Source organism: Nocardia brasiliensis IFM 10847, assembly GCF_000710915.1.
In the GTDB taxonomy this organism is placed as follows: Bacteria; Actinomycetota; Actinomycetes; order Mycobacteriales; family Mycobacteriaceae; genus Nocardia; species Nocardia brasiliensis_A.
In genome coordinates this window covers 53,912-77,365 of record NZ_BAUA01000192.1, presented here as the reverse complement: position 1 = coordinate 77,365, position 23,454 = coordinate 53,912, and the positions used below count along the sequence as shown (strand labels likewise).

General features: G+C 68.5%; 25 protein-coding genes. 18 read left to right on the top strand and 7 right to left on the bottom strand.

Annotated features, from left to right (window positions below; all coding sequences use genetic code 11):
- Positions 1 to 375: 375 nt before the first annotated feature.
- The 7 genes from NBRGI_RS37760 to NBRGI_RS37730 all read left to right on the top strand — a co-directional run bounded on the left by NBRGI_RS37760 (position 376) and on the right by NBRGI_RS37730 (position 5,916).
- Positions 376 to 1,623 carry a lytic transglycosylase domain-containing protein gene (locus NBRGI_RS37760; RefSeq protein ID WP_029902233.1) on the top strand — a complete coding sequence of 416 codons (1,248 nt, stop codon included), beginning with the start codon at positions 376 to 378 and terminating at the stop codon, positions 1,621 to 1,623.
- Positions 1,624 to 1,736: 113 nt separating this feature from the next.
- Positions 1,737 to 2,588, top strand: coding sequence for a lytic transglycosylase domain-containing protein (locus NBRGI_RS37755; RefSeq protein ID WP_029902231.1), 852 nt, complete (start codon positions 1,737 to 1,739; stop codon positions 2,586 to 2,588).
- A gap of 19 nt (positions 2,589 to 2,607) precedes the next feature.
- Positions 2,608 to 3,744 carry an Mrp/NBP35 family ATP-binding protein gene (locus tag NBRGI_RS37750; RefSeq protein WP_029902229.1) on the top strand — a complete coding sequence of 379 codons (1,137 nt, stop codon included), beginning with the start codon at positions 2,608 to 2,610 and terminating at the stop codon, positions 3,742 to 3,744.
- A gap of 81 nt (positions 3,745 to 3,825) precedes the next feature.
- Complete coding sequence (locus tag NBRGI_RS37745; protein WP_029902227.1) at positions 3,826 to 4,152, top strand: DivIVA domain-containing protein; 327 nt, start codon at positions 3,826 to 3,828, stop codon at positions 4,150 to 4,152.
- A complete protein-coding gene (locus tag NBRGI_RS37740) occupies positions 4,149 to 4,760 on the top strand; it encodes a DNA-3-methyladenine glycosylase I (protein WP_029902224.1) in 612 nt (203 codons plus the stop codon). Before NBRGI_RS37745 ends, NBRGI_RS37740 begins: the two co-directional genes overlap by 4 nt.
- A gap of 141 nt (positions 4,761 to 4,901) precedes the next feature.
- Positions 4,902 to 5,069 carry a DUF3117 domain-containing protein gene (locus NBRGI_RS46930; protein WP_011211259.1) on the top strand — a complete coding sequence of 56 codons (168 nt, stop codon included), beginning with the start codon at positions 4,902 to 4,904 and terminating at the stop codon, positions 5,067 to 5,069.
- Entirely contained in the window at positions 5,056 to 5,916 is an 861-nt protein-coding gene (locus tag NBRGI_RS37730; RefSeq protein WP_036562321.1) for a putative RNA methyltransferase, read from the top strand. The genes NBRGI_RS46930 and NBRGI_RS37730 overlap by 14 nt, the downstream gene beginning before the upstream one ends.
- A 463-nt stretch (positions 5,917 to 6,379) precedes the next feature.
- On the opposite strand, the gene glgA is transcribed toward NBRGI_RS37730, so the two are convergent.
- Positions 6,380 to 7,537: a glycogen synthase gene (gene glgA, locus NBRGI_RS37725; protein ID WP_029902220.1), complete on the bottom strand. Its 1,158-nt coding sequence runs from the start codon at positions 7,535 to 7,537 to the stop codon at positions 6,380 to 6,382.
- A 138-nt stretch (positions 7,538 to 7,675) separates the two neighbouring features.
- Between glgA and glgC the strand changes: the two genes are divergently transcribed.
- The 3 genes from glgC to NBRGI_RS37710 are packed head-to-tail and all read left to right on the top strand — an operon-like array spanning position 7,676 to position 10,622.
- Positions 7,676 to 8,890, top strand: coding sequence for a glucose-1-phosphate adenylyltransferase (glgC, locus tag NBRGI_RS37720; protein WP_029902218.1), 1,215 nt, complete (start codon positions 7,676 to 7,678; stop codon positions 8,888 to 8,890).
- 36 nt (positions 8,891 to 8,926) lie between these two features.
- Entirely contained in the window at positions 8,927 to 9,427 is a 501-nt protein-coding gene (locus tag NBRGI_RS45725; RefSeq protein ID WP_081878392.1) for a hypothetical protein, read from the top strand.
- 58 nt (positions 9,428 to 9,485) lie between these two features.
- Positions 9,486 to 10,622, top strand: coding sequence for a DUF6545 domain-containing protein (locus tag NBRGI_RS37710; RefSeq protein WP_148311111.1), 1,137 nt, complete (start codon positions 9,486 to 9,488; stop codon positions 10,620 to 10,622).
- A gap of 42 nt (positions 10,623 to 10,664) precedes the next feature.
- On the opposite strand, the gene NBRGI_RS37705 is transcribed toward NBRGI_RS37710, so the two are convergent.
- The 3 genes from NBRGI_RS37705 to NBRGI_RS37695 form a co-directional block, all read right to left on the bottom strand.
- The gene (locus NBRGI_RS37705) at positions 10,665 to 10,880 is read right to left on the bottom strand and encodes a hypothetical protein (protein WP_029902211.1); all 216 of its coding nucleotides are present in this window, start codon (positions 10,878 to 10,880) and stop codon (positions 10,665 to 10,667) included.
- Positions 10,881 to 11,250: 370 nt separating this feature from the next.
- Positions 11,251 to 11,484 carry a hypothetical protein gene (locus tag NBRGI_RS37700; protein ID WP_029902208.1) on the bottom strand — a complete coding sequence of 78 codons (234 nt, stop codon included), beginning with the start codon at positions 11,482 to 11,484 and terminating at the stop codon, positions 11,251 to 11,253.
- Positions 11,485 to 11,614: 130 nt separating this feature from the next.
- A complete protein-coding gene (locus NBRGI_RS37695; RefSeq protein WP_370627911.1) occupies positions 11,615 to 12,247 on the bottom strand; it encodes an O-methyltransferase in 633 nt (210 codons plus the stop codon).
- A gap of 298 nt (positions 12,248 to 12,545) precedes the next feature.
- On the opposite strand from NBRGI_RS37695, the gene sigE reads away from it, so the two are divergent.
- From sigE to NBRGI_RS37655, 8 genes are all read left to right on the top strand, one after another.
- Complete coding sequence (gene sigE / locus NBRGI_RS37690; RefSeq protein WP_036562318.1) at positions 12,546 to 13,202, top strand: RNA polymerase sigma factor SigE; 657 nt, start codon at positions 12,546 to 12,548, stop codon at positions 13,200 to 13,202.
- Between the two features lie 62 nt (positions 13,203 to 13,264).
- Complete coding sequence (locus tag NBRGI_RS37685) at positions 13,265 to 13,657, top strand: zf-HC2 domain-containing protein (protein ID WP_036562314.1); 393 nt, start codon at positions 13,265 to 13,267, stop codon at positions 13,655 to 13,657.
- Positions 13,658 to 13,821: 164 nt separating this feature from the next.
- Positions 13,822 to 15,369 (top strand): S1C family serine protease, encoded by a 1,548-nt coding sequence (locus NBRGI_RS37680; RefSeq protein ID WP_029902200.1) that lies wholly within the window; start codon positions 13,822 to 13,824, stop codon positions 15,367 to 15,369.
- 294 nt (positions 15,370 to 15,663) lie between these two features.
- A complete protein-coding gene (gene tatB, locus NBRGI_RS37675) occupies positions 15,664 to 16,080 on the top strand; it encodes a Sec-independent protein translocase protein TatB (RefSeq protein ID WP_014987955.1) in 417 nt (138 codons plus the stop codon).
- Positions 16,081 to 16,180: 100 nt separating this feature from the next.
- On the top strand, positions 16,181 to 17,038 hold the full coding sequence (locus NBRGI_RS37670) for a hypothetical protein (protein ID WP_029902198.1): 858 nt from the start codon (positions 16,181 to 16,183) through the stop codon (positions 17,036 to 17,038).
- 150 nt (positions 17,039 to 17,188) lie between these two features.
- Entirely contained in the window at positions 17,189 to 17,761 is a 573-nt protein-coding gene (locus NBRGI_RS48365) for a hypothetical protein (protein ID WP_158439997.1), read from the top strand.
- A 22-nt stretch (positions 17,762 to 17,783) separates the two neighbouring features.
- A complete protein-coding gene (locus NBRGI_RS48360; RefSeq protein WP_029902194.1) occupies positions 17,784 to 17,999 on the top strand; it encodes a hypothetical protein in 216 nt (71 codons plus the stop codon).
- Between the two features lie 166 nt (positions 18,000 to 18,165).
- Complete coding sequence (locus tag NBRGI_RS37655) at positions 18,166 to 19,242, top strand: XdhC family protein (protein WP_029902193.1); 1,077 nt, start codon at positions 18,166 to 18,168, stop codon at positions 19,240 to 19,242.
- Positions 19,243 to 19,690: 448 nt separating this feature from the next.
- Here the strand turns inward: NBRGI_RS37655 and NBRGI_RS37650 are convergent, their stop codons facing one another.
- From NBRGI_RS37650 to NBRGI_RS37640, 3 genes are read right to left on the bottom strand one after another with little or no spacing between them, the layout of a single operon-like run.
- Positions 19,691 to 21,934 (bottom strand): xanthine dehydrogenase family protein molybdopterin-binding subunit, encoded by a 2,244-nt coding sequence (locus tag NBRGI_RS37650; protein ID WP_029902191.1) that lies wholly within the window; start codon positions 21,932 to 21,934, stop codon positions 19,691 to 19,693.
- Positions 21,931 to 22,929 (bottom strand): FAD binding domain-containing protein, encoded by a 999-nt coding sequence (locus NBRGI_RS37645; protein WP_029902189.1) that lies wholly within the window; start codon positions 22,927 to 22,929, stop codon positions 21,931 to 21,933. Before NBRGI_RS37645 ends, NBRGI_RS37650 begins: the two co-directional genes overlap by 4 nt.
- Complete coding sequence (locus tag NBRGI_RS37640; RefSeq protein WP_029902186.1) at positions 22,926 to 23,393, bottom strand: (2Fe-2S)-binding protein; 468 nt, start codon at positions 23,391 to 23,393, stop codon at positions 22,926 to 22,928. Before NBRGI_RS37640 ends, NBRGI_RS37645 begins: the two co-directional genes overlap by 4 nt.
- Positions 23,394 to 23,454 lie beyond the last annotated feature (61 nt).

The window sequence follows — 23,454 nt, the reverse complement described above, 5'->3', positions numbered from 1 at the left end:
AACTACCTGACTGGTGGGTAACCTGGACAGCGTTGTCCTGAGCGGCGGCAGTCCAGGGACTGGGCGAGGACGGGAATCCGACCCTCGCGGGCACCCCACCGCAGCCGCTTCCACGACGTAGAGGATTGGTGTGGCCGAATGCGAATTTCTACCCCGATAACCGTCTCGGCCCTGGTCGTAGCTGGTCTCGTGGCCAGTGGCTCGGCCGCCAACCTCTCCTCCTCGAGCACTACGCCCAAAGCCCCGGAGGCTTTGTTGGCCGCGTCCACAAACCCAGCAAATTCCGGTAGCTCGGACAGCGCGGGCCAGACCGGTCTGTCTCGGACAGTCGGCCTCCTTCCGGTCACTCAGGACGTTCCCCGCAAACTTCGAGCTATGACACCATCCGCCAACGGCACCGCGCCGTTCGCCGGCACGATCCCACTACAGGAGATCTCGCTCCCCCTGGTCGGCGGAGCGCTCGGCATCCCGGAGATCGTGCTCGCCGCGTACCGCAACGCCGAGCTCGCGATGGAATCCTCCACCCCTGGTTGCGGGCTTTCCTGGAGCCTGCTGGCGGGCATCGGCCGGATCGAGTCGGGTCACGCCGGCGGCGGCCGCACCGATGCCGCGGGCACCACGGTCACCCCGATCTACGGGCCCGCGCTGGACGGCACCCTGCCCGGCAACGAGATCATCAAGGCCGCCAGCGGCGGTTACGTGCGCGCGGTCGGACCCATGCAGTTTCTTCCCGGCACCTGGTCCCAGTACGCGGCCGACGGCAACGGCGACGGCGTCGCCGACCCCAACAATGTCTTCGACGCCGCACTCGGCGCCGCCAAGTACCTGTGCTCCGGCGGGCTCGACCTGCGCGACCAGGCGCAGGAACTGCGCGCCGTGCTGCGCTACAACAACTCGACCGCCTACGCGGCGAACGTGCTCAGCTGGGCGGCGGCGTACCGCACCGGCGGCTCGCCGACCCAGGTGACCATCGCCCCGGACATCATCCCGCCGGGCAGCGCCCCGATCCAGGTGGCGGACATGCAGGCCGTCGACACCACGAAGGTGACCTACACGTCGCCGCGCTCGGCGCCGGAGACCACCGCCACCACCCCGGCCGCGCCGACGCCGACCGAGGTGATGATCAACATCCCTGGCCTGCCCCCGATCCCCTGCGGCATCTTCTGCCCGCCGCCGCCGAAGCCGCTCAATCCCTGTGACCCGGTGACGGTTCCGGCGCCGATGCCGCGCCCGGGCGACCCGGCTCCGACCGTCGCGGTGCCCGGCGCGCCCGAGCAGACCTTCGGCGCGGGCGTGGCGGCGCCCAAGGATCCGGCGCTCCCGGATCCGGCCGTGGACCCGGCGCATCAGGAACAGGCCGTCGCGCCGGTCGCACCGGTCTGCACGACGCCGCCCGTGGGCCCCGAAGCCCAGCAGCAGACCCAGGCTCCGCAGCAGCAGGCGCAGGCGCCCGAGCAGGCCCAGCCGGGCCCGGAATCGGCGCCCACGGTCGCGGTCGAGTCCGCACCCACGGTCGCGGGCGACCCGCCGCCCGCGCCTGCCCCCGCAGCCGCACCGACCCAGCCGCCCGGCATCACGCTGCCGTTCGGGGTCGTGATCCCGTTGCCTGCCCCGCAGGGCTGAAAATACACATCGGGACAGGTCACGAAGGAGTAACAAACAGGTCTCGAATGCGGTAGCCTTCTCTTCGTCAGATCACGAAGGGCTCACACGAGCCATTGGAGGGTCACCGCACAGTGGGACGTCACCGAAAACCACCGACTGTCACCATCCGGCGCAGTTCGGTTCTTGCACTTACCGGTTTGGTTCCCGCTGGCCTCACGGCCGTCGGCGCCGCGTCCGATGTGGGAAATGGGACTCATGCCGCCGCGGCGGTCCAGCAGCTCCCGGGGGATGAGAACGCGCTGGGCGCCAAGCCCGGCGAGGAGCCGATCGAATTCGTCATGCACGCCATGGCGCAGCAGCGGGTCGCACCGCCGCCGATCGTGAAAACCGTTGCGCTGCCGGAAGGTAGGCAGAAGGCGGACCTGCCCGCCGGCCCGATGGGCGTGCCGGGCATCGCGGTCGCCGCCTATCAGAACGCCGAGCGGGTGCTCGGTGCCGAGAACCCCACGTGCAATATGCCGTGGACCATGCTGGCCGGCATCGGGCGGGTCGAGTCCACCCACGACTACGGCGGCAAGGCCGACGGCGACGGCAATTCGCTCACCCCGGTCTACGGACCCGTGCTCGACGGATCGCTCTACGGCAACAACGTGATTCGCGATTCGGACGACGGTGAGCTGGACGGCCTGGCCGGCTACGACCGCGCGATCGGGCCGATGCAGTTCCTGCCGCAGACGTGGAAGCACTACGCGGCCGACGGCAACGGCGACGGCATCGCCGATCCGCAGAACCTCTTCGACGCGGCGCTGACCGCCGGAAAGTACCTGTGCGACGGCGGTTTGAACATGCGCGACCTGTCCCAGCAGTCCAAGGCGATCCTGCGCTACAACAACTCGATGGCCTACGTCGCGAACGTCATGGCCTGGGAGACCTCCTACGCCAACGGCGTCGCACCCCGGCCCGGGGATCTGCCCAAAATTTGACACGCCTAAAATTCCTGCCATGCCAGTAGTTACGGAATCGGATGTGCGGGGCGCCCTCGCGAAGGTCGACGATCCGGAGATCCGCAAGCCGATCACCGAACTGGGCATGGTGAAGAGCATCGCGATCGACAGCGACAGCAACGTCCATGTCGAGATCTACCTGACCACGGCGGGCTGCCCGCTGCGCACCGAGATCACGCAGCGGGTCACCAAGGCGGTCGCCGATGTCGCCGGGGTCGGCGCGGTCACCGTCGAGCTCGACGTGATGAACGACGAACAGCGCACCAACCTGCGCAAGCAGCTGCGCGGCGATTCGGCCGACCCGGTCATCCCCTTCGCCCAACCCGGCTCGCTGACCAGGGTGTACGCCGTCGCGTCCGGTAAGGGCGGGGTCGGGAAGTCGAGCGTCACAGTCAATCTCGCCGCCGCCATGGCCGCCCGCGGCCTCTCGGTAGGCGTGCTCGACGCCGATATCTACGGGCACTCGATCCCGCGCATGCTCGGCACCGACGCCCGCCCGACCCAGGTCGAGAAGATGATCATGCCGCCGCAGGCGCACGGCGTGAAGATGATCTCGATCGCGCAATTCACCAAGGGCAACACCCCCGTGGTGTGGCGCGGCCCGATGCTGCACCGGGCGCTGCAGCAGTTCCTCGCCGACGTGTTCTGGGGCGATCTGGACGTGCTGCTGCTCGATCTGCCGCCCGGCACCGGCGATATCGCCATCTCGATCGCCCAGCTGATCCCCGGCGCGGAGATTCTGGTGGTCACCACCCCGCAGATCGCGGCCGCCGAGGTGGCCGAGCGCGCGGGCGCGATCGCGTTGCAGACCAGGCAGCGGATCGCCGGCGTGGTGGAGAACATGTCCTGGCTCGATCTGCCCGACGGCAGCCGGATGGAGCTCTACGGCGCGGGCGGCGGGCAGGTGGTCGCCGAGCGGCTGACCCGCGCGGTCGGCGCCGAGGTGCCGCTGCTCGGACAGATCCCGATCGAGCAGGCCGTGCGCGAAGCCGGCGACGAAGGCAACCCGATCGTGCTGCGCGATCCGGAGACCCCCGCCGCCAAGGCGCTGCTCGCGGTCGCCGACAAACTCGCGGTCCGTCGCCGCGGGCTCGCGGGCATGTCCCTGGGTATCGACACCACCCGGCATTTGTAGGCACCGACCTTCGCAGCGCGAAGTCCGATTCCCGCGCGAGGACGCGTGCCCGGTGTCGGTGGGTGCCAATAAGCTTGCGGCATGCTCACGTTACTGCTGTACGTGTTGATCGTCGGTCTGGTGGCCGCGGTGCTGTTCCTGCTCGCCAGTGCGGTGTTCGGCCGGTCCGAGGAGCTGGGCCCGCTGCCGGAGGGGACCACCGCGACCGTGCTGCCCGCCGAGGGCATCAGCGGTGCCGACGTCCGCTCCCTGCGCTTCCAGCAGGTGGTGCGCGGCTACAAGACGGGCGAGGTGGACTGGGCGCTGGCTCGGCTGGCCGCCCGGATCGATGAATTGCAACACCAGCTGGCCGAGGCGCAAGCCAACACCGGACGGTGGCAGACACCGGTCGCGCCCGAGCCGAAATGACCCGCCCCGCCGAGCTGACCCCGGCCGAGGACGACGGCCGAGTCCGCTGCCCCTGGCCGCTGGAAACCCAGCTCTATCGCGACTACCACGATTACGAGTGGGGCAAGACGCTGCACGGTGACGACGCGCTGTTCGAACGGCTGTGCCTCGAGGCGTTCCAATCGGGGCTGTCCTGGATCACCATCCTGCGCAAGCGACCCGCGTTCCGGACGGCGTTCGCCGATTTCTCGATCGAGCGCGTCGCCGAGTTCGGCGACGCGGACGTGGCCCGGCTGCTCGCCGATCCGGGCATCGTCCGCAACCGGTTGAAGATCGACGCGGCGATCAGCAACGCCCGGGTTGCCAGGGAACTCGATAACGGACTGGACAAGCTGCTGTGGTCGTTCGCACCGCCGCCGCGCCCGCGCCCCGCGACGAGTGCCGATGTGCCCGCCACCACACCCGAATCCGTAGCTCTGGCAAAAGAATTGAAGCGGAAAGGGTTCCGTTTCGTCGGCCCGACCACCGCCTACGCGCTGATGCAGGCGACCGGGATGGTAGACGATCATCTGGCCGATTGCTGGGTCGGTAGCGAGGTGCCCGACACAGGCCGACCGGTCACTTTTTGAACTCAGGTATCCGTCCACATCCGCGATAGGGAAGAATGGGACGGGTGTAGCTCGCCAAATGCCGGCGAGCTCGCTGGTTGGTGACAACTGGAGTTCCAAGAAAGTGCGCAGCATATCGCGCAGATCTGGAGGGAGCAGAGGATGGCGGCCATGAAGCCCCGTACCGGGGACGGTCCCCTCGAGGCAACCAAGGAAGGGCGTGGAATCGTCATGCGGGTTCCACTCGAGGGTGGCGGGCGTCTGGTCGTCGAACTCACGCCGGACGAGGCCGCGGCACTCGGCGACGAACTGAAGAGTGTCACCAGCTAACCAGCAGGCACTCGATGAGGTGGCCGATCTGCTGGCCTGCCCGGAATGCGCGCTCGGTCTCGAGCCGCACGGCCGGGCGCTGCGTTGCGGACACGGGCACAGTTTCGACCTTGCCAAGCAGGGCTATGTCAGCCTGCTGACGGGCGCCTCGACCAAAATGACCGGCGACACCGCGACCATGCTGGACGCGCGTGCCGCCTTTCAAGGTCGGGGACATTTCGCGCCGATTGCTGCCGCGACCGCAGCGGCGATCGAGCCGAACGAGGATGCGCTCGCCACGGTGCTGGAGGTAGGCGCGGGCACCGGCTACTACCTGGCCGGGGCGCTCGACGCTATGCCCGCGGCCCGGGGCATCGCGCTGGACGTGGCCAAACCCGCCGCCCGGCGCTGTGCGCGCGCCCACCCGCGGGCCGCCGCGGTGCTGGCCGACGCCTGGCGTGGGTTACCGGTCCGCGACGGCGTCCTGCACGCGGTGCTGTCGGTATTCGCGCCGCGCAACCCGGCGGAGGTTGCGCGGGTGCTGGCTCGCGACGGCGTCTTCGTCGTCGTCACCCCCACCGAGCGTCATCTCGGCGAATTGATCGGTCCGCTCGCCATGGTGACCGTCGATCCGGACAAGGACCGCAAACTCGACGCCGCGATGTCCGGCTATTTCACCGCCACCGACCGCAAGCTGGTCGAGTACCCGATGAAACTCGGCCACACCGACATAGCGAACGTCGTCGGGATGGGTCCGTCGGCACACCACGCCGCCGCAGAGCACGCCGCCGAAGAGCACATCGCCACCCTCCCCGACCCCACCGAAGTCACCGCCTCGGTCCTGATCTCCACCTATCGGCCTCAGTAGACACCGCCGCGCGCTTCCGGCACCGCAACACTCCCGCTTACCGGCACTGCGCCTCGCCCCGGCCGCCGCTGGGTCTCCGGCCGCCCGACATTGCCCGGCCACACGCTCGGGGCTCCCGGCTGACAGTGCCGCCTCGCCCCGGCCGCATGGTGGGTCTACCGGCCGCCCGGCACCGCGTCTCGCCCCAGCCGCCGCTGGGTCTACCGGACGCCCGGCATTTCGGCCGCCCAGGTCCGCGGCGCTGGGTCAACCGGCCGCCCGGCACCGCGCCTCCCCCAGCCGCCGCTGGGTCTACCGGACGCCCGGCTCCGGCTCCCGGCCGCACGACGGCTTCAGCCAACCTGCTTGTAGGCCCTGTGCCTCGCGGACGCCCCGCGCCGCACCTGCGCCCGGTCGCCACGCCGAGGTTCTCGGTTACGCCGGGCTGCCCGACGCGGGCCGTCGAAAGGGGGTTCGTGGCAGGTCAGAGTTTGCGGACCTGGTCGTAGACCTGGACGGTGCGGGTGGCGATATGGGACCAGTCGAATTCGGCGATCGCGCGGGAGCGGCCCGCCGCGCCGAATTCGGCGGCCAGCACCGGGTCGCCGGCGACCTCGTTGATCGCGGCGGCGAGGGCCTGTTCGTAGGCCTCGGGCGCGGCCGGGTCGTAGTGCACCAGACGTCCGGTCGTGCCGTCGGCGACCACCTCCGGGATGCCGCCGACATCGGAGGCGACGACGGCGGTCGCGCACGCCATCGCCTCCAGGTTGACGATGCCGAGCGGCTCGTACACCGACGGGCAGACGAACACCGTTGCCGCCGCGAGAATCTGGCGGATCTGCTCGGTGGGCAGCATTTCGCGCACCCAGAAGACGTTGCCGCGCCGCCGCTGCAATTCCTCGACCGCCGCCGCCGTCTCGGCCTCCAGCTCCTTGGTGTCCGGCGCGCCCGCGCACAACACCAGCTGGATATCCGGATCGAAATCGCGGGCCGCGGCGAGCAGATGCCCGACGCCCTTCTGCCGGGTGATCCGGCCGACGAACGCGACGATCGGCCGGTCGGATCGCACCCCGAGCACGGCCAGCACCGGCCGCGCGCCCGCCGCCACCGGTCCGGGGTACCAGACGCTCGCGTCGATCCCGTTGTGCACCACGTGCACCCGATCGGGGTCGACGGACGGGTAGGCGTCCAGCACGTCGTGGCGCATCCCCTCGCTCACCGCGATGATCGCGTCCGCGTGCTCCACCGCATTGCGTTCCGACCAGGACGAGAGCCGGTAGCCGCCGCCGAGTTGCTCGGCCTTCCACGGCCGCCGTGGTTCGAGCGAATGCGCGGTCAGCACATGCGGGATGCCGTAGAGGGTGGCCGCCAGATGTCCGGCCAGGCCGCTGTACCAGGTGTGCGAGTGCACGACGTCGACCTGGCCGGCGGCGTCGGCCATCCGCAACTGTGCCGACATCATCTGCAACGCGGCGTTGGCGGCGTAGAGCTGCGGATCCGGTTGGTGCACCACGGCATCGGTGCGCGCGACGCCCATGCAGTGCACGGTCACATCGCATAGCCGGCGCAACTGCGCAGTCAACTGCGTCACATGCACCCCGGCGCCGCCGTACACCTCCGGCGGGTACTCCCGAGTCAGCATCGCGACCCGAAGCCGGTCCGGTGCGCCGGGTTCCACGGTCGACCTCCCGGTGTCCGTGCCGAAACTCACCCGCTTCAAAGTAGACGTTCAACTCCGCAGGGGCCACTCGCCCGCCGGTTACCCGGTAGTTTGGCAGGTGTGAGGAGCCAGCCGCACGTACTCGGGATCGTGCTCGCCGGTGGCGAGGGCAAGCGACTCTTTCCACTCACCGCGGACCGCGCGAAACCTGCGGTGCCCTTCGGTGGTGCGTATCGACTGATCGACTTCGTGCTCAGCAACCTGGTCAACGCCGGTTTCCTGCGATTATGCGTGCTGACCCAGTACAAGTCGCATTCGCTGGACCGCCATATCTCGCAGACCTGGCGATTGTCCGGGTTCGGCGGCGAATACATCACCCCGGTGCCCGCCCAGCAGCGTCTCGGCCCCCGCTGGTACACCGGCAGCGCGGACGCGATCATGCAGTCGCTCAACCTGATCTTCGACGAGGACCCCGACTACATCGTGGTTTTCGGCGCCGACCACGTGTATCGGATGGATCCGGAGCAGATGGTCGCCCATCACATCGAATCCGGTGCGGGCGTCACGGTCGCCGGCATCCGGGTGCCGCGCAGTGAGGCGAGCGCGTTCGGGTGCATCGACTCCGACGAGTCCGGCCGGATCACCCAGTTCCTGGAGAAGCCCGCGCACCCGCCGGGCACGCCCGACGACCCCAATGTCACTTTTGCGTCAATGGGCAATTATGTCTTCACCACCAAGGTGCTGGTGGATTCGATCAAAGCCGACGCCGACAACTCCGACTCCGATCACGATATGGGCGGCGACATCATTCCGTCGCTGGTCGCCTCGGGCCAGGCCAGTGTCTACGACTTCGCCGACAACGAGGTGCCCGGCGCGACCGAGCGCGACCGCGGCTACTGGCGCGACGTCGGCACCATCGACGCGTTCTACGACGCGCACATGGACCTGGTGTCGGTGCACCCCGTGTTCAACCTCTACAACCGGCACTGGCCGATTCGCGGCGCCGCCGAGAACCTGCCACCCGCGAAATTCGCGCAGGGCGGGCTGGCCCAGGAGTGCATCGTCGGCGCGGGCAGCATCCTGTCGGCCGCCACCGTGCGCAATTCGGTGCTCAGTTCCAATGTCGTGGTCGACGACGGGGCGACCGTCGAGGGCAGCGTGCTGATGCCGGGCGTGCGGATCGGGCGAGGCGCAGTGGTCCGGCGGGCCATTCTGGACAAGAACGTGGTCGTCGGCGAGGGCGAGATCATCGGCGTCGACCTGGAGCGTGATCGCGAGCGATTTGCTGTCAGCAACGGCGGCGTGGTCACGGTGGGCAAGGGCGTCTGGGTGTAGTGGACAGCCGGCCCGGTCCGACCCGAAAATGTACCGATGATGAGGCGCGCTGACCGAGATCCCGCGCTCGACCGGGTCCGAACGCTGGCGGCCTCGCTCGAAGTGCCGCGGCCGTGGCATCTGGCGACCTTCATCCGGCACATCGAGGAGTTGCTCGGCAAACCGATCACGCTCTCGCCGCAACCCGGGCTGACGGCGAGCGGATTTCCGTGCGGCGTGGTCATCGAACGCCCCGACAATGTGGTGGTCGCCTACGACGCGACGAGTTCGGGCTATCACACCGACCACATCGTGCTGCACGAGATCGCGCATCTGCTGCTCGACCACACCGGCTACGTGTCACAGCCCGCGCAACGCCGCATGGTCGAGCAGCTGTTCACCGAGCTGGACGCCGACACCGTGCTACGCGTGCTGGCCCGCACCGACTACGACGACGTGCTGGAAAGCCAGGCCGAACTCTTCGCCTCCCTGCTGATGTCGGAAACCGATTCGCCACGTTCCAGTTCCGTCCTCGGCCGAGCGATCTTCCGCCGCTGAGCAACGGCCGGGGCTCGTGGACTTTCTCTTTCCGACAGCGGTAACCCTGCCGATCGCCGTGTTCGCGTGGCTCCTGCTGGCGCTGCGGCTCGCTCGATTTCGCGACACACTGGTCGACCGGCGCTACAACATCCTCCTCGCGATGCTCGCCGAGATCACCACCACGCACGAGCCGACCCTGCGGCAACTGCTCTCGGATCTGACCGGCGGCTTACTGAGCAACGGCCTGATCTACCAGTTCGGCGCGATCGGCTTCATGTTCACCGTCGCGGCGAGCCTGCTGCTGGCGGCCGCGATGTTCGGGCACACGCAGCCTGCCGCGGTGGTCTACGGGCTGGCCGCTGTGTCCAGTCTGGTCGCGTTGCTGTTCGACGGACTGGCGCACGGGCCGGACCCGGACGCGATGTATCTGCGCCCGGGCTGGGGTCAGCTCGGGTTCTGGCTCGCACTCGCGCCGATGACCTACTGGATGGTCTGCTACCTGGGCGGGGTGTGCGCGATCGAGATGCGCAAACGGCAGCACGATCGCCGGGAGCGCACCATTCACGCCATGGTGCTGGGCACGGCCTGCTCGGTTTTCGCCGTCACCAGCCTGAACCTGATAGCCGCGGTCCAGCGCGGCCTCGGCCGCCAGAACTGGGTGACGGACCTGCATCTGGTCATCGACCACAACGCCGTCTTCGTGCAGATCCTGCCGTTCTTCGGCATCGCCACCGTCCCCGTGCTGACCTGGCTGATCGACGCGGCCGGGCTGGACCTGTGGTCGCGCCGCCGAAAGCGCTTGCTGCCCCTGTGGTTCGACCTCACCGCCGCCTGCCCCGAGATCGTGCATCGCGCCTCGACCCCCGACGGCCCACAGCGCAGCCGCTACTTCCTGCATCGCACCGTGATCGAGATCCGGGACAGCCTGCTCCTGCTCTCCCGCTACGCCTCCCCCACCCCGGCCTCATTGCGCGCCGAGATCGCCGCGGCGACGCGCAGCGATCCGGAACGTGCGGCCCTCGATCTGGCGGTCCGCATGGTGCGCGCCTGCGCAGCGAAGACCCGTGGCGACATGCCGACCGGAACCCATTCGCTCCAGCACAACGCGGGCAACAACCTGGCCGAGGAATCCGCCGAACTCGCCGCCGTCGCCGCCCAATGGTCCAGGGCCCGCGCTTTGGTCGACGGCGCCACCGAGATCAGGGCGACGTGACAGAAATCTGTGGTCCGATGTACGGGGCCGGTCGCCCGGTGCTCACTGTGGGACCGGGGTGGCGGTGCAGAAGGGTGCGCAGGGGCCGGGAGTACGGGGGACGGTGCTCTTGGACGGGTCGCCGAAGTCGGCGGTGCTGACCAGATAGACCACCAGGATCGCGCCGAGCAGGACCAGGGCGAAGGCGATCGTCGCGCCGCCCCAGTGGATCGGGCGGCGATCGTTGTCATTGTTGTTGTTCAAGAAGTAGTAGATCACTCGGGTCGCACCTCTTCCGCAGGCCCGGAACAGGCGGTACCGGCGCGGTACCGGCTCGTGCTGTGAGCAGCATGCGCCTCGGATCGCCGCGCCGCTGCCGTTTCGCGTACCCGCGACGGCGACGCGGTCGGTGACCGGCCCACCCCTCCCGGGTCGGTCACCGACGGGTGCCGAACGCCGACGGGGCGCATCCGTGTCCGGCCTCCCTGCTCGCACACGAACACCCGAAGGCGAACCGGACATCGTACATCGGGACCGAACTTCAGGACTGGTGATCCACGCCACAGTAGGTCGGGCAATCCCCAGTGCGACAACCGAATTCAGCATCGGGGCGCGCGGCGCCGCGGCGCGCGCGGACCGGAGCGCGGAACTACCGGACAGGTGGCGCGGCAGGTGCCGTGCAGAACGGTTCACACGGCCCGGGTGGTGGCGTCACTTTCGTCGGGCCGGTATCGAAATCGGTATTGCTGACGACCACCATCACCAGGATCGCGACCACTATGACGAAGCCGAAAATCAGCAGTGTCGGACGCAGCCAACTGGAGCGGTGTTCGGTCACCACATGGCCGACATGGCCGATTTCGAAATATTCGTACCCACGCATTGCTTTACCTCCGCCGCCAGGCTGATCGGGGTATACCCAGCGGCGGTCGGCGGAATCAACAAGTGCGAATCACGCAGTCGCACAGCAACTGTCACGAAGTGCGCGATACCTGGCCGGCCTTGCCCGAATGCTAACCCCGTGAGGCGCAGAGCAATCCGTCGCCGACCGGAATCAGCACGCTGGTGAGTTCCGGATCCTCGGCGATCGCCCGGGTCGCGGCGCGCACCGCCTGGGTGGCCGGATCACGCTGTGCCGCATCGGGTACCCGGCCGCCGAGCAACGCGTTGTGCAGCAGGATGGCGCCGCCTGCACGCAGCAGCCGCACCGCCTGACCGACGTACTGCGGATGCTCGAGCGGCGCGGCGTCGATGAACACCAGATCATAGGCGCCGTCGGCGAGCCGGGGCAGCACGTCGAGCGCGCGGCCGTTGATCAACCGGGTGCGCGCGGGCGGGATCTCCGCGGCCCGGAAGGCCTCCTTGGCCGCGCGCTGATGCTCCGGCTCGGAGTCGATGGTGGTCAGCGTGCCGTCCTCGCGCATGCCGTCGAGCAGCCACAGGCCGCTGATGCCCGCCCCGGTGCCGACCTCGACCACCGCTTTGGCCCCGAGCAGCTGGGCGTACATGCTGAGCAGCGCGCCGACCGAGGGCGGCACCGGTACCGCACCGAGCTCGGTGGCCCGTTCACGCGCGCTGACGAGGATCTCGTCTTCCACGACGGATTCCTCCACGTAGGCGAGATTTCGCTCCAAATTCGATGCCACGCCTATGAGGTTAGTGCTGGCCGCCGGTTATCGGCGTTCCGAACAACACGCCCCGCCGAGCAATCTGCGGGCCGATTTTTCTCAGGCAGCGCTCAGCATCTCCATACACAGGCCATATCAGGACAGGAAAGAGTAGGAGCAACGCAAGACCACTGACCGGATCGACGCGGGACGCGGGAACAACGACAGACAGGTTGTCGGTTGTATCCGTACGTAACGGTTCCAGGTCCGAAAGAGATTTCGGATCGGAGCGTGGTTCCGAGTTTACCGGTCCCTAGTAGGAGGTAGCCCCATCCACATGGTCGATGCGGCGCGTGAGTACGCCACCCTGCCCGAGCAGATCCTGCCGATCGAGTCCGAGGCCGCCGAGGCCGCCGACCTGACCGGGACCGCTGCTTTCGATGCCACCGGCGACCGGTCGGCGATGCCGTCCTGGGACGATCTGGTCCGCGAACACGCCGACCGGGTCTATCGCCTGGCCTACCGTCTTTCCGGCGACGCGCAGGACGCCGAGGACCTCACCCAGGAAACGTTCATCCGGGTGTTCCGCTCGCTGTCCAATTACCAGCCGGGCACCTTCGAGGGCTGGCTGCACCGCATCACCACGAACCTGTTCTTGGACATGGTCCGGCGCCGCAATCGCATCCGGATGGAAGCGCTGCCCGAGGATTACGATCGGGTGCCCTCCGAGGGTCCCGACCCGGAACAGGCCTACCACGACGCCCGTCTCGATCCGGACCTGCAATCCGCCCTGGATTCGCTGGCCCCGGAATTCCGCGCCGCGGTGGTGCTGTGTGACATCGAAGGGCTGTCCTACGAGGAGATCGGCGCTACGCTCGGGGTGAAACTCGGCACCGTGCGCAGCCGGATTCATCGTGGGCGGCAGGCATTGCGTGACCACCTTGCGCATAATGGAAGTGAGCAGCGGTTCGCCGCTGAAGCGAATATCGGGTGAGCCGGACAACGCCGGCATCGCCCTACGGATCGGATGATGTCGGTTGGAAGGGTGAACACCGAATGAGTGGCGACTCCAGTACGCCCGGTCGTCGTCCGCCTCGATTCCGTCCCACCGAGCATCTGGCCAGCGAGGCGATCGCGGCCTATGTGGACGGCGAGTTGCGGATGAATGCCTATCTGCGTGCCGCCCAACATCTTTCCCAGTGCCCGGAATGCGCGGCCGAGGTCGACGCGCAACAGCAGGCCCGGATCGCGCTGCGCCAGTCCGGCCCGATCCAGCTGCCGACCGGCTTGCACGACAGCCTGAACCGTATTCCGCTGGCCGAATTGCCGGGCGGCGCGACGAATCAATCCACCAACGGTTCCCACGCGACTCCGCGCAACGAGGCAGTTTTCGGATTCCTGCCCGATTCGTTCACCGCGACCCGGTGGACTACGTGGTGGCGCAAGTAGAGTTTGGTCCGTGACTGAGCGGAGCGAGGGAACCATAGGCACAGCACGCCTCGGCACGGCGGAGCCGAGCGCTAGCGAGGCGGAGTCGTGACCGAGCGGAGCGAGGGAACCATAGGCACAGCACGCCTCGGCACGGCGGAGCCGAGCGCTAGCGAGGCGGAGTCGTGACGGAATCGACGAATACCGGATCGCCCGAGACCCCGGATCGCGTCCAGGGCAGGCAATCGGATTCGGCGCCCAGGGGGAACCTGCGGCCGCCGGACGCGCCCGTACTCGGTCCGCGGCCGGTTTATCGCCCGCATGTCGACACGCATACCGCCCGCGCCTTCCGCAGGCCGTCCGGGCAGTCGGGTTCGTTCGCCGAACCGCTGCCCCGGGGCGCCGCTCCGGTCGCCGGCACGGATCTGCAGAACCGTCCGCCGGACGCGGTGCTGGCCGAGGCTTTCGGCCGTCCGGCAGGCTCCACCGAACTGTTGCAGCGCGACCCCGACGCGGCCGAGGGCACGGCGACCGTCGCGGGTCCGGTCGATCCGTGGCGTGATCCCGCCGCCGCCGCACGACTGGGCGCTCCCGCGGTGCCTACCCCCATCGCCGAGCCGTTGCCGCAGGCGCGGCAGTTGAGCGCCCGTGAGGTGCTTTTCGGCTCCCGGGTCGCGCCCAAGGCGCTGGCGTTGCTCGCCGTGCTCGCGCTCGCGGTCGGTGTGCTCGGCGGCCTCATCGGCAGGCTGACCGCCGAGCAGGCTTCGGTGCTCACCTCACGCAAGGTCACGCTGGAGCAGAGCGCCGACACCGAGCAGCCGCACAGCCAGATCGCCAAGGTGGCCAACGCGGTGCTGCCGTCGGTGGTGTCCATCCGGGTCACCGTCGGCGACAACGGCGCGACCGGTTCCGGCGTGGTGATCGACGGCCAAGGTTTCATCACCACCAACAACCACGTGGTGTCGATGGCCGCCCAGGACAAGACCAACCGGGCCACCATCCAGGTCACCTTCTCCGACGGCACGAAGGTGCCCGCGCAGATCGTGGGCCGGGATCCGAAGACCGATCTCGCGGTGCTCAAGGTCGACGTCAAGAACCTCACGGTGGCCAAGCTCGGCAAGTCCGACAACATCCAGGTCGGCGACGAGGTGCTGGCCATCGGTTCGCCGCTCGGCTTGAGCAAGACGGTCACCTCCGGCATCGTCAGCGCGCTGCACCGCCCGGTCGCCCTCGAGGGCGAGGGCAGTGATACCAAAGCGGTGATCGACGCGGTGCAGACCGACGCCTCGATCAACCCCGGCAACTCCGGTGGCGCGCTGGTCGACATGGAGGGCCGGCTGGTCGGCATCAACACCGCGATCCGCAGTGAATCCGGCGGCTCGGTCGGCCTCGGCTTCGCCATCCCGATCGATCAGGTGACCAACGTGGCGCAGACCCTGATCCGCGACGGCGTCATGCACCACGCGCAACTCGGCGTCAGCGCGCAGACCAAGAACGTGGCCAACGAGGTGATGTCCGGCGCCCGGGTCGCCGACGTCACGCCGGGCAGCCCGGCGGCAAAGGCCGGCATCGTCGAGGGCGATGTCATCGTCAAGGTCGGCGATCGCGAGGTGACCTCGCGCGACGAGCTGGTTCTCGCCGTGCAGCTGAACAAGATCGGCGACACCGTGACCGTCCAGCTGATCCGCGACGGCAGGCGGGTCGACGTGCCGGTCACCTTGCAGTCGGACTGACACCCCCGGTGCCGGCCCAGACCACGGAACTGTGAATCTTCCAGTACCGCATGGCGTCCGTCGCAGCAGTCTCCCCAGTTCACCCACCGGTCTGTGAGATAGGTCTCCCCCATTCGGCGGCCACCATCACGGTCAAGGCGTCGATCGACGCGTAGTCGTTCCGGGCATCGTGCGGGCAGTCGTCGTCGCGGCGGCTGCCCGCAGTTCGTTCGGCGTCTCGGCGGCCGGATCCGCGGGCTCCCCAGCTGTGAATCCAACTGAGCCGCTGGTGGGGTGGCCGGGTAGCCTGGAAACGTGTTCAGCAACATCGGCTGGAGCGAGATGATGATCTTGCTCGTCGCCGCCCTCGTGATCCTCGGACCGGAGCGACTGCCCGGCGCGGTTCGCTGGACCACGCGCAGCCTGCGCCAGGTGCGCGACTACGCCAGCGGCGCCACCGCGCAGCTGAAGGACGAACTCGGCCCGGAATTCGAAGACCTGCGCAAGCCGCTGGCCGACCTGAACGAACTGCGCGGTATGACGCCGCGCTCGATGGTCACCAAACACCTTCTCAACGGCGACGATTCGATCCTGAAGAATCTGGAGAGCGCGCTGCCCGACAAGAAGGACATCTACGGCACCGGCGGCGCGATGCCCGACTATCCGATGCCGAAGCTGGAAAAACCGTTGGAGCGCAACGAGCGTCCGCCGATCGATACCGACGCCACCTGACTCGCACAAGATCATCGAACTGGCCCATACGAGTCACGAGTAGGGCTCAGTGTCAAGAAAGCTAAACACCTTGGCGTGTCCAGCTGTCTAGACTTCGCACATGTCGGCCGATGACGTGGCGCGAGTTTTCGCGATCGAAGACAAGGTCGAGCGTTTGAAGGCGGCCACCGATGGGGTGGCGGCGGCCCAGCAGACGATCAACGAACTCACCAGGATTCGCCGTGCCGTGATCCGCGAACTGCACGCCGAAGGCTGGACGTTCGCGAGAATCGGTGCGGCAGCCGGGCTTTCCCGCGCGCGAATCCACCAGGTCAGCACCCAGGGGCCCGCGCCGGAGGGTTTGTTCTTCGGCCACGGGACGCTGACCGTGCTGGTGCCGGAGGTGCGGGCGGGCCGGGTGATCGGCGCGCCCGATCCGGCGGCGCCGCACCGGCTGGTCGAACTGCTCCGCGAACTCGGTTTCACCGCTTCGATCGAACACTTCCTGCCGGGCAGGCCGGTCGACCTGAGTCGCGATGGCTTGATCGTGCTCGGCGGGCCGGAGCTGTCCCCCAGCCTGCGCCAGCTCATCGCGGCGGACCCGCGGTTGCGGCGGGCCGTGGCCCGCGCGGGCGACGCGCGGCGCGGGATCGAGGACCGCGCGGCCCGGCGGGTCTATCGGCCCGGCGGGCCCGACCCGCACGACATCGCGTACCTGGCCCGATTGCCGCGGCCGGACGGGCGCGGCACGTTGCTGATGATCGACGGCATGCACCCGCCCGGCTCCCTCGGTGCCATCCGTTTGCTCGCCACCCGGTTGGCCACGCTGCACGAACGCGCCGCGACCCATTTGTTCTCGGTGCTCGTCGCATGCCGGTTCGACCGCGCGACCGGTGAGCCGCTGGAAGCCGAACTGCTCACCCCGGTCTACCGCCACGATCCCGAAACCCGTTTGCCCGCACCGGGTCTGCGCCGCTGACCGCAACCCGTCCGACACCGCACGGGACCGTGGCCTGATACCTGCGCGCCCGCAGATGTGGCACAGGTCACGCTGCTCTTCCATTCGGGAATTCTCGATGCGATGGTTGAATAGCTAGAAGATAACTAAGCGTTGATAGGTGAAGTTCCGATGAGTGTTCCAGGTTCGTTTGCAGCCAGTTCCGCGCCGACGGTCCGCACGGTGCGGCGCGATCCACAGGCGCCGACGAGTCCGGCGGCCGTCGATGCGACGGAACCGACCATCACCACCCATCGGGTCACCTACAGCGATCGGCTGAAACTGTTCGTCGGCGCGGGCGAAACGATCGAGAGCTACCTGCGCCCGCTCCGCAGGCTCGACGGTCACCACCGCTACTCGGTGCAGCTGACCCGACTGCCCGACGCTATGCGCTCCACCGAGATCAGCCCGGCGATCAGCGCCGCGCCGGGCGCGAACTACCTGTTGTGCACCGGCTCCGCCGATGCGGTGGTCGTCGAGCTCTGCCACACCGTCGACGCCGTCACCCGGCGGTTCACCGTCGGCCGGACGGGCAGCCGAGACGGCGAGCCCGGCATCTGCGTCCAGGTGCCCGACAGTGCGCCCGCACCGTGGATTTATCCGGACGAAGTGTGGACGGCCGAGGAAACCGCCCCGATCTTCGCGAATTATTTCCGCACCGGCACGGTCCCGACCGGTCTGGTGCTCCGCGAAACTACCGACTGACGCGTCACCCGAGGAGGCAGTGATGAACCCGCTCATCATCGTCGGCGGCACCGTACTGGTGTTCGGCCTGCTCGTCCTTGCCGTGACCGTCCTGCGCAGACCCACCGCACCGTACGGCCAGCTCACCGTCGCCGCCCTGCAGGCGCGACTCGCCGAAGAGAACTCGCCGAGTTCGCCGGAGGCCGAGGAACGACTCGTCGAGTTGCCGGTCCCCGAGGCGTTGCAAGAATCCTCCTGATCGCGCGCCGCGGTCCTCGTCTATGCCGCCGCGGCCTTTATTTTTGCCACGGTGCAGCGCAAACCGCAGGGCGCACCGCGTACGCGGCCACATAGCTTCTGGATAGCTACCCTGAGTAGTACGGCGGCAACACTGCCGTCGCTCAGCTCGAGGGAGGTACGTGCCGATGCGCGCAATGCTCGAGCAACTCATCGCTTCGCTGACGCAAGGCCCGGTGGCACTGGCCCGGGTGGTCGATACCACCGGTCCCGGACCGCGTGAGCTGGGCGCCGCGATGATCGTCACCGACGCCGGCGCGGTCCTCGGATCCGTCTCGGGTGGCTGCGTGGAGGCGGCCGTCGTCGAGTCCGCCCGGCAGGTGCTCGACACCGGTCAACCGGTGACCGACCGGTTCGGCTATGCCGACGGTGACGGGATCGCGGTCGGCTTGACCTGCGGTGGCGAGATCGAGGTGTTCGTCGAGCCGGTGAGTCGCGACCTGATCCCGATCCTCACCCGGCTGCGGCAGGACATCGAGGCGGGCACGCCGGTCGCGTTGGCCACCCGGATGGACGCGGCCGGTGCGTGGCAACTGGTGCATTCGGACAGCACCGAACCGTGGCACGGCGTCGACCGGGACGCCCGCGCGCTGCTCGACGCGGGACGCAGCGGATTGGTCGGCGCGGACGAGTGCGAAGTGCACAGCTCGCCGCGACCGCGGGTGTTCGTCCAGGTCTTCGCCGCGCCCGCCCGCATGATCCTGGCCGGCGCCAACGATTTCGTCCGGGCGCTCAGCCGTACCGGCCGGCAACTCGGCTATCGGGTCACCGTCGTGGACGCGCGCGAAACCTTCGCCACCGCGGCCCGATTCCCGGCCGCGCACGAGGTCGTCGTCGATTGGCCGCACCGCTATCTGCGTGCCGAGCACGCGGCCGGGCGGGTCGACGGCCGCACCGTGGTCTGCGTGCTCACCCACGACACCAAGTTCGACGTGCCGACCATCGCGGCCGCGCTGGACCTCGACGACCTCGGTTTCGTCGGCGCCCTCGGTTCCCGGCGCACGCACGCCGAACGCACCGAGCGACTGCGCGCGGCGGGAGTCACCGAGAGCCGCCTGGCCCGCCTGAAGAGCCCGCTCGGCCTGGACCTCAACGCCCGCACCCCGGACGAGACCGCGATCTCCATCGCCGCCCAGATCCTCGCCGAACGCAACGCCGCCTCGGCCCGCCCGCTCGACCGACTCGACGGCCCCATCCACCGCTGACCCCGGACGCACGGCGCGGAATCGCCGATGGCGTCCCGGACCCGACGACGGACGCGCGCTGCCCCACCCCCGCACGCAGGCCCACCACACACAGGCTTACCGCACGCAGGCCCCACCGTGCGCAGGCTTACCGCACGCAGGTCCACCACACGCAGACCCCACCGCGCAGGCCACCGCACGCAGGTCCACCACACGCAGGCCCCACCGCGCGCAGGCCCACCGCACGCAGGTCCACCACACACAGGCTTACCGTGCGCAGGTCCACCACACGCAGACCCCACCACACACAGGCTTACCGTGCGCAGGCCCCACCGTGCGCAGGCTCGCCGTGAGCAGGCCGAACGCATGCAGGCCCACCATGCGCCGCCGACCGTGCGCGCACGCACGGCGGAATATTCGCGGGCTGACGGATCCCGAAGTGCCGGTGTCCGATCCGCGTAGCCCTCACTCAGAGCAGGTGTTCGATGCGCAAGGGGATGTCGCGCAGGCGTTTTCCGGTGGCGTGGTGCACGGCGTTGACGATGGCCGCGGCCGCGCCGATCATGCCGAGTTCGCCGATGCCCTTGACGCCCAGGGGGTTCACCACCGCGTCGTCGACCTCGACGAACGAGATGTCGACGGCGGGAGCGTCGGCGTTCACCGGCAGCAGGTATTCCAGCAGGGAGGCGTTGGCCCACCGGCCGTCCCGGATATCGGGCACGCTGCCCTCCATCAGTGCTTGGGACAGGCCCCAATTCATGCCGCCGAGCACCTGACTGCGGGCCAGTTTCGCATTGAGCACCCGCCCGGGCGCGAACGCACCGACCATGCGCCGGACCCGGACCAACCCGAGCTCCGGATCGACGGCAACCTCGGCGAACTGCGCGCCGAAGCTCATCTTTCCGTAGGGCGCGGGCGTCGTCGCGGGCCGCCAGCTGCCGGTCGTCTCGATATCCGAAAGTTGGTTGCGGTCAAGGACGTCGGCGTACGAATCGCTGACCGACGGATCGTCGCGCAGTCGCAGCTTCCCGTCGACGCCCTCGATCTCGTCGGGCGTGCGACCACGCAGCGGGGAATCGATATCGGCGACCGCGACCTCGATGAGCTGCCGGAGCAGATCGGTGCAGGTGTTGTGCACCGCGGAACTCACCGCGCTCGCACCGATCGACCCGACGGTCGCTGCCACGTTCGGATAGTCGGTGTTGCCGATCTCGAATCGGATGCGGTCGAACGGCATTCCCATCGCGTCCCCGGCGACCTGGGTCATCGCCGTGGCGACACCGGTGCCGAATTCCTGGGTGCCCGCCTGCACCACGAGCGACCCGTCCGAGCGCAACCGCGCGTGCGCGCGTTGCGGCTGGCCGGGTTCGTACACCGGGTAGCCCGCGGTGCCGACGCCCCAGCCGATGAGCCAGTTGCCCTCGACATGCGAACCCGGCGTCTGTTTGCGCCCGTCCCAGCCGAACCGCTCCGCGGCCAGCCGCAGGCAGTCGAGGTAACCGTCGGAGCTCCACGGGTTTCCGCTTTCCGGATCGACCGCGGCGTGATTGCGCAGGCGCAGTTCCACCGGGTCGGCGCCGAGCTGGGTGGCGAGTTCGTCGATCGCGCATTCGAGCGCGACCATGCCCGAGGCCTCGCCGGGGCCGCGCATGAAGGTCGGCGTCATGATGTTGGCCTTGATCAGCCGATACTGCCCCTCCCAGTGCGGGATACCGTAGGCCTTGCTCGCCACCTCGAGCGAGGGCTCGGCCCAGTCGTCGAAATGCGAAGTGAGAGAGAGCTTGTGGTGGCGCAGTCCGGTGAACCGCCCCTCGGCGTCGCTCACCAGCGTGACGCGCTGCTCCTGCTCTTCCCGTAACCCGGTGCCGTAGAACATCTGCTCCCGGTTCAGGATCACCCGGATCGGCCGGCCCAGTTCCCGCGCGATCAGCGGCGCGAGCGTGACGTGCGGCCAGATCATCGCTTTCGCACCGAAGCCGCCGCCGACGTAGTCCGTCACCACCCGCACCTTGCTCGGCGAGATCCCGAGGTGTGCCGCGATGGTCAGCTGGCTGGCCACGATGCCCTGGGTGGCGTCGTAGACGGTGACCGAATCCCCGTTCCACATCGCGGCGGTGACCGAGCATTCGATCGGATTGTGGTGGTTGGCGGCGAACCGGAAGGTGGCGTCGACGGTGTGCGCGGCCGCCGCGGCCGCACCCGCGAAGTCGCCGCGCGACTGGGTGGCCGGGACGAACCCGGCGAAGATCTTCTCCGGCACATACTGTTCGTCGCGCCCGTCGTCCAGGCGCACCAGTGCGGGCTGCTCGTCGTAGGTCGCCTCGATCAACCGGGCAGCCTGCTGGGCCACCTCGAAGGTGTCCGCCACCACCACGGCGATCGGCTGGCCGAAGTAGTGGATCGTGGTGTCCTGCATGGGAAAGAAAGTCTGTCCAGGCGCGGGATGGCCGAACAGCGATGGCACCAGCGGCACCGTGGTGACCCGCGGCAGGTTCTCGTGGGTGAACACGGCCACCGCGCCGGCCCGCAGTGCGCGGCTGATGTCGAGGGAAGTCAGTGTGCCGTTACCGATCTCGGCGCCCACGAGCACGCCGTACGCGGCGTTCGGCATCGGGATCTCGGCGGTGTAGCGCGCCGCGCCGGTGACCTTGGCGTGCCCGTCGATGCGGTCGCGCGGCTGACCGATCAGCTGCTCGGCGGCGGGCGCACTCATTTCCGCGCTCCCCGCGCCGCGACGGTTTCCAGGGCGCGCACCAGGGTGCGTTGCGCCAGTTCGATTTTGAACCGGTTCATCGGGTGGCTGTCGTCGGCCGCCGCGAGTTCGGTGGCCGCCGCCGCGGCGAAATTCTCCTTCGTCGCGGGCTTGCCGGTGAGCAGATCCTCGGCCATTCTGGCCCGCCATGGTTTGGTCGCCACGCCGCCCAGGCCGATCCGGACATCCCGCACGACTCCGTCCGCCAGGTCGAGCGCCACGGCCACGGAAGCGGCGGCGAACTCATAGGATTCGCGGTCGCGCACCTTCAGGTAGTGCGAGTTCTTCGCGAACGGCAAGGGCGGCACGTCGATCCGGATGATGAGCTCGTCGCTGGTGATCGGATGCTCCAGATGCGGTGTATCGCCGGGCAACAGGAAGAAGTCGTCGAAAGGGATGCTGCGGATGCCGCGCGGCCCCTGCACCTGCACCACGGCATCGAGCGCGGTGAGCGGGTTCGCCATATCGGAGGGGTGCATCGCGAAACAGTGCTCGCTGGTGCCCAATACGGCATTGCCGCGGTGCAGGCCCTCGAGGGCGCCGCAGCCGCTGCCGGGCGCGCGCTTGTTGCAGGCGTAGGCGATATCGCGGAACTGCGGGCAGCGCACCTTCTGCATCAGGTTGCCGCCCATCGAGGCCATGTTGCGGATCTGCGCGGACGCGCCCTTCCAGAGTGCAATGGACAGAAACGGAAAGCGTTCCCGCACACCGGGATCGGCCGCGACCTCACTCATCCGGACCATCGCGCCGATGCGCAGCCCGCCGTCCGGGGTGTGCGCCAGCTCGGTCAGCGGCAGCCGGTTGATGTCGACGACGTTGTCCGGCTCCATCGCGCCGATGCGCAGCATATCCACCAGAGTCGTACCGCCGGCGAGGAATACGGTGTTCGGGCGGGCGGCGACGGCGACGAGCGCCTCGTCCACCGTCTCGGCGCGCGCGAAGGCGATGGGCTTCATCGGGTCTGCCCCATTTCGGCCTCCGCGGTCTTTATCGCGTCGCGGATGTTCTGGTAAGCCGCACAGCGGCAGATATTGCCGCTCATCCATTCGGCGATCTCTTCGTCGCTGCCGGTATGGCCCTCTTCGATGCATTTGATCGCCGACATGATCTGACCGGGCGTGCAGTAACCGCACTGGAAGCCGTCGCAGCTGATGAAAGCCCGCTGCACCGGATGCAGCTCCTCCCCCTGCGCGACGCCTTCGATTGTCGTGACCTCGCGACCCTGCACACTCAATGCCAGAGTGAGGCAGGACAATTCGCGCTTACCGTCGACCCACACCGTGCACGCGCCGCAGGCGCCCTGATCACACCCCTTCTTGGTGCCGGTGAGGCGCAGATATTCACGCAGGGCATCGAGCAGGCTGACCCGGGGTTCGAGCGCCACCGGAAAATCGTGACCGTTCACCCGCAGCGTGGCCAACGTGTAATCGGGACCGGCAAACTCCGGCTGACGCGTGTCCTGCTTGGGTAGCTCACCAATA

Bases quoted from the DNA above. Each gene is read 5' to 3' on its own strand.
- NBRGI_RS37760 (WP_029902233.1), top strand. From the start codon at position 376: ATGACACCATCCGCCAACGGCACCGCGCCGTTCGCCGGCACGATCCCA.
- NBRGI_RS37750 (WP_029902229.1), top strand. From the start codon at position 2,608: ATGCCAGTAGTTACGGAATCGGATGTGCGGGGCGCCCTCGCGAAGGTC.
- NBRGI_RS37745 (WP_029902227.1), top strand. From the start codon at position 3,826: ATGCTCACGTTACTGCTGTACGTGTTGATCGTCGGTCTGGTGGCCGCG.
- NBRGI_RS37740 (WP_029902224.1), top strand. From the start codon at position 4,149: ATGACCCGCCCCGCCGAGCTGACCCCGGCCGAGGACGACGGCCGAGTC.
- NBRGI_RS46930 (WP_011211259.1), top strand. From the start codon at position 4,902: ATGGCGGCCATGAAGCCCCGTACCGGGGACGGTCCCCTCGAGGCAACC.
- glgA (WP_029902220.1), bottom strand. From the start codon at position 7,537: ATGCTGACTCGGGAGTACCCGCCGGAGGTGTACGGCGGCGCCGGGGTG.
- NBRGI_RS45725 (WP_081878392.1), top strand. From the start codon at position 8,927: ATGATGAGGCGCGCTGACCGAGATCCCGCGCTCGACCGGGTCCGAACG.
- NBRGI_RS37700 (WP_029902208.1), bottom strand. From the start codon at position 11,484: ATGCGTGGGTACGAATATTTCGAAATCGGCCATGTCGGCCATGTGGTG.
- sigE (WP_036562318.1), top strand. From the start codon at position 12,546: ATGGTCGATGCGGCGCGTGAGTACGCCACCCTGCCCGAGCAGATCCTG.
- NBRGI_RS37685 (WP_036562314.1), top strand. From the start codon at position 13,265: ATGAGTGGCGACTCCAGTACGCCCGGTCGTCGTCCGCCTCGATTCCGT.
- NBRGI_RS37670 (WP_029902198.1), top strand. From the start codon at position 16,181: ATGTCGGCCGATGACGTGGCGCGAGTTTTCGCGATCGAAGACAAGGTC.
- NBRGI_RS48365 (WP_158439997.1), top strand. From the start codon at position 17,189: ATGAGTGTTCCAGGTTCGTTTGCAGCCAGTTCCGCGCCGACGGTCCGC.
- NBRGI_RS48360 (WP_029902194.1), top strand. From the start codon at position 17,784: ATGAACCCGCTCATCATCGTCGGCGGCACCGTACTGGTGTTCGGCCTG.
- NBRGI_RS37655 (WP_029902193.1), top strand. From the start codon at position 18,166: ATGCGCGCAATGCTCGAGCAACTCATCGCTTCGCTGACGCAAGGCCCG.
- NBRGI_RS37650 (WP_029902191.1), bottom strand. From the start codon at position 21,934: ATGAGTGCGCCCGCCGCCGAGCAGCTGATCGGTCAGCCGCGCGACCGC.
- NBRGI_RS37645 (WP_029902189.1), bottom strand. From the start codon at position 22,929: ATGAAGCCCATCGCCTTCGCGCGCGCCGAGACGGTGGACGAGGCGCTC.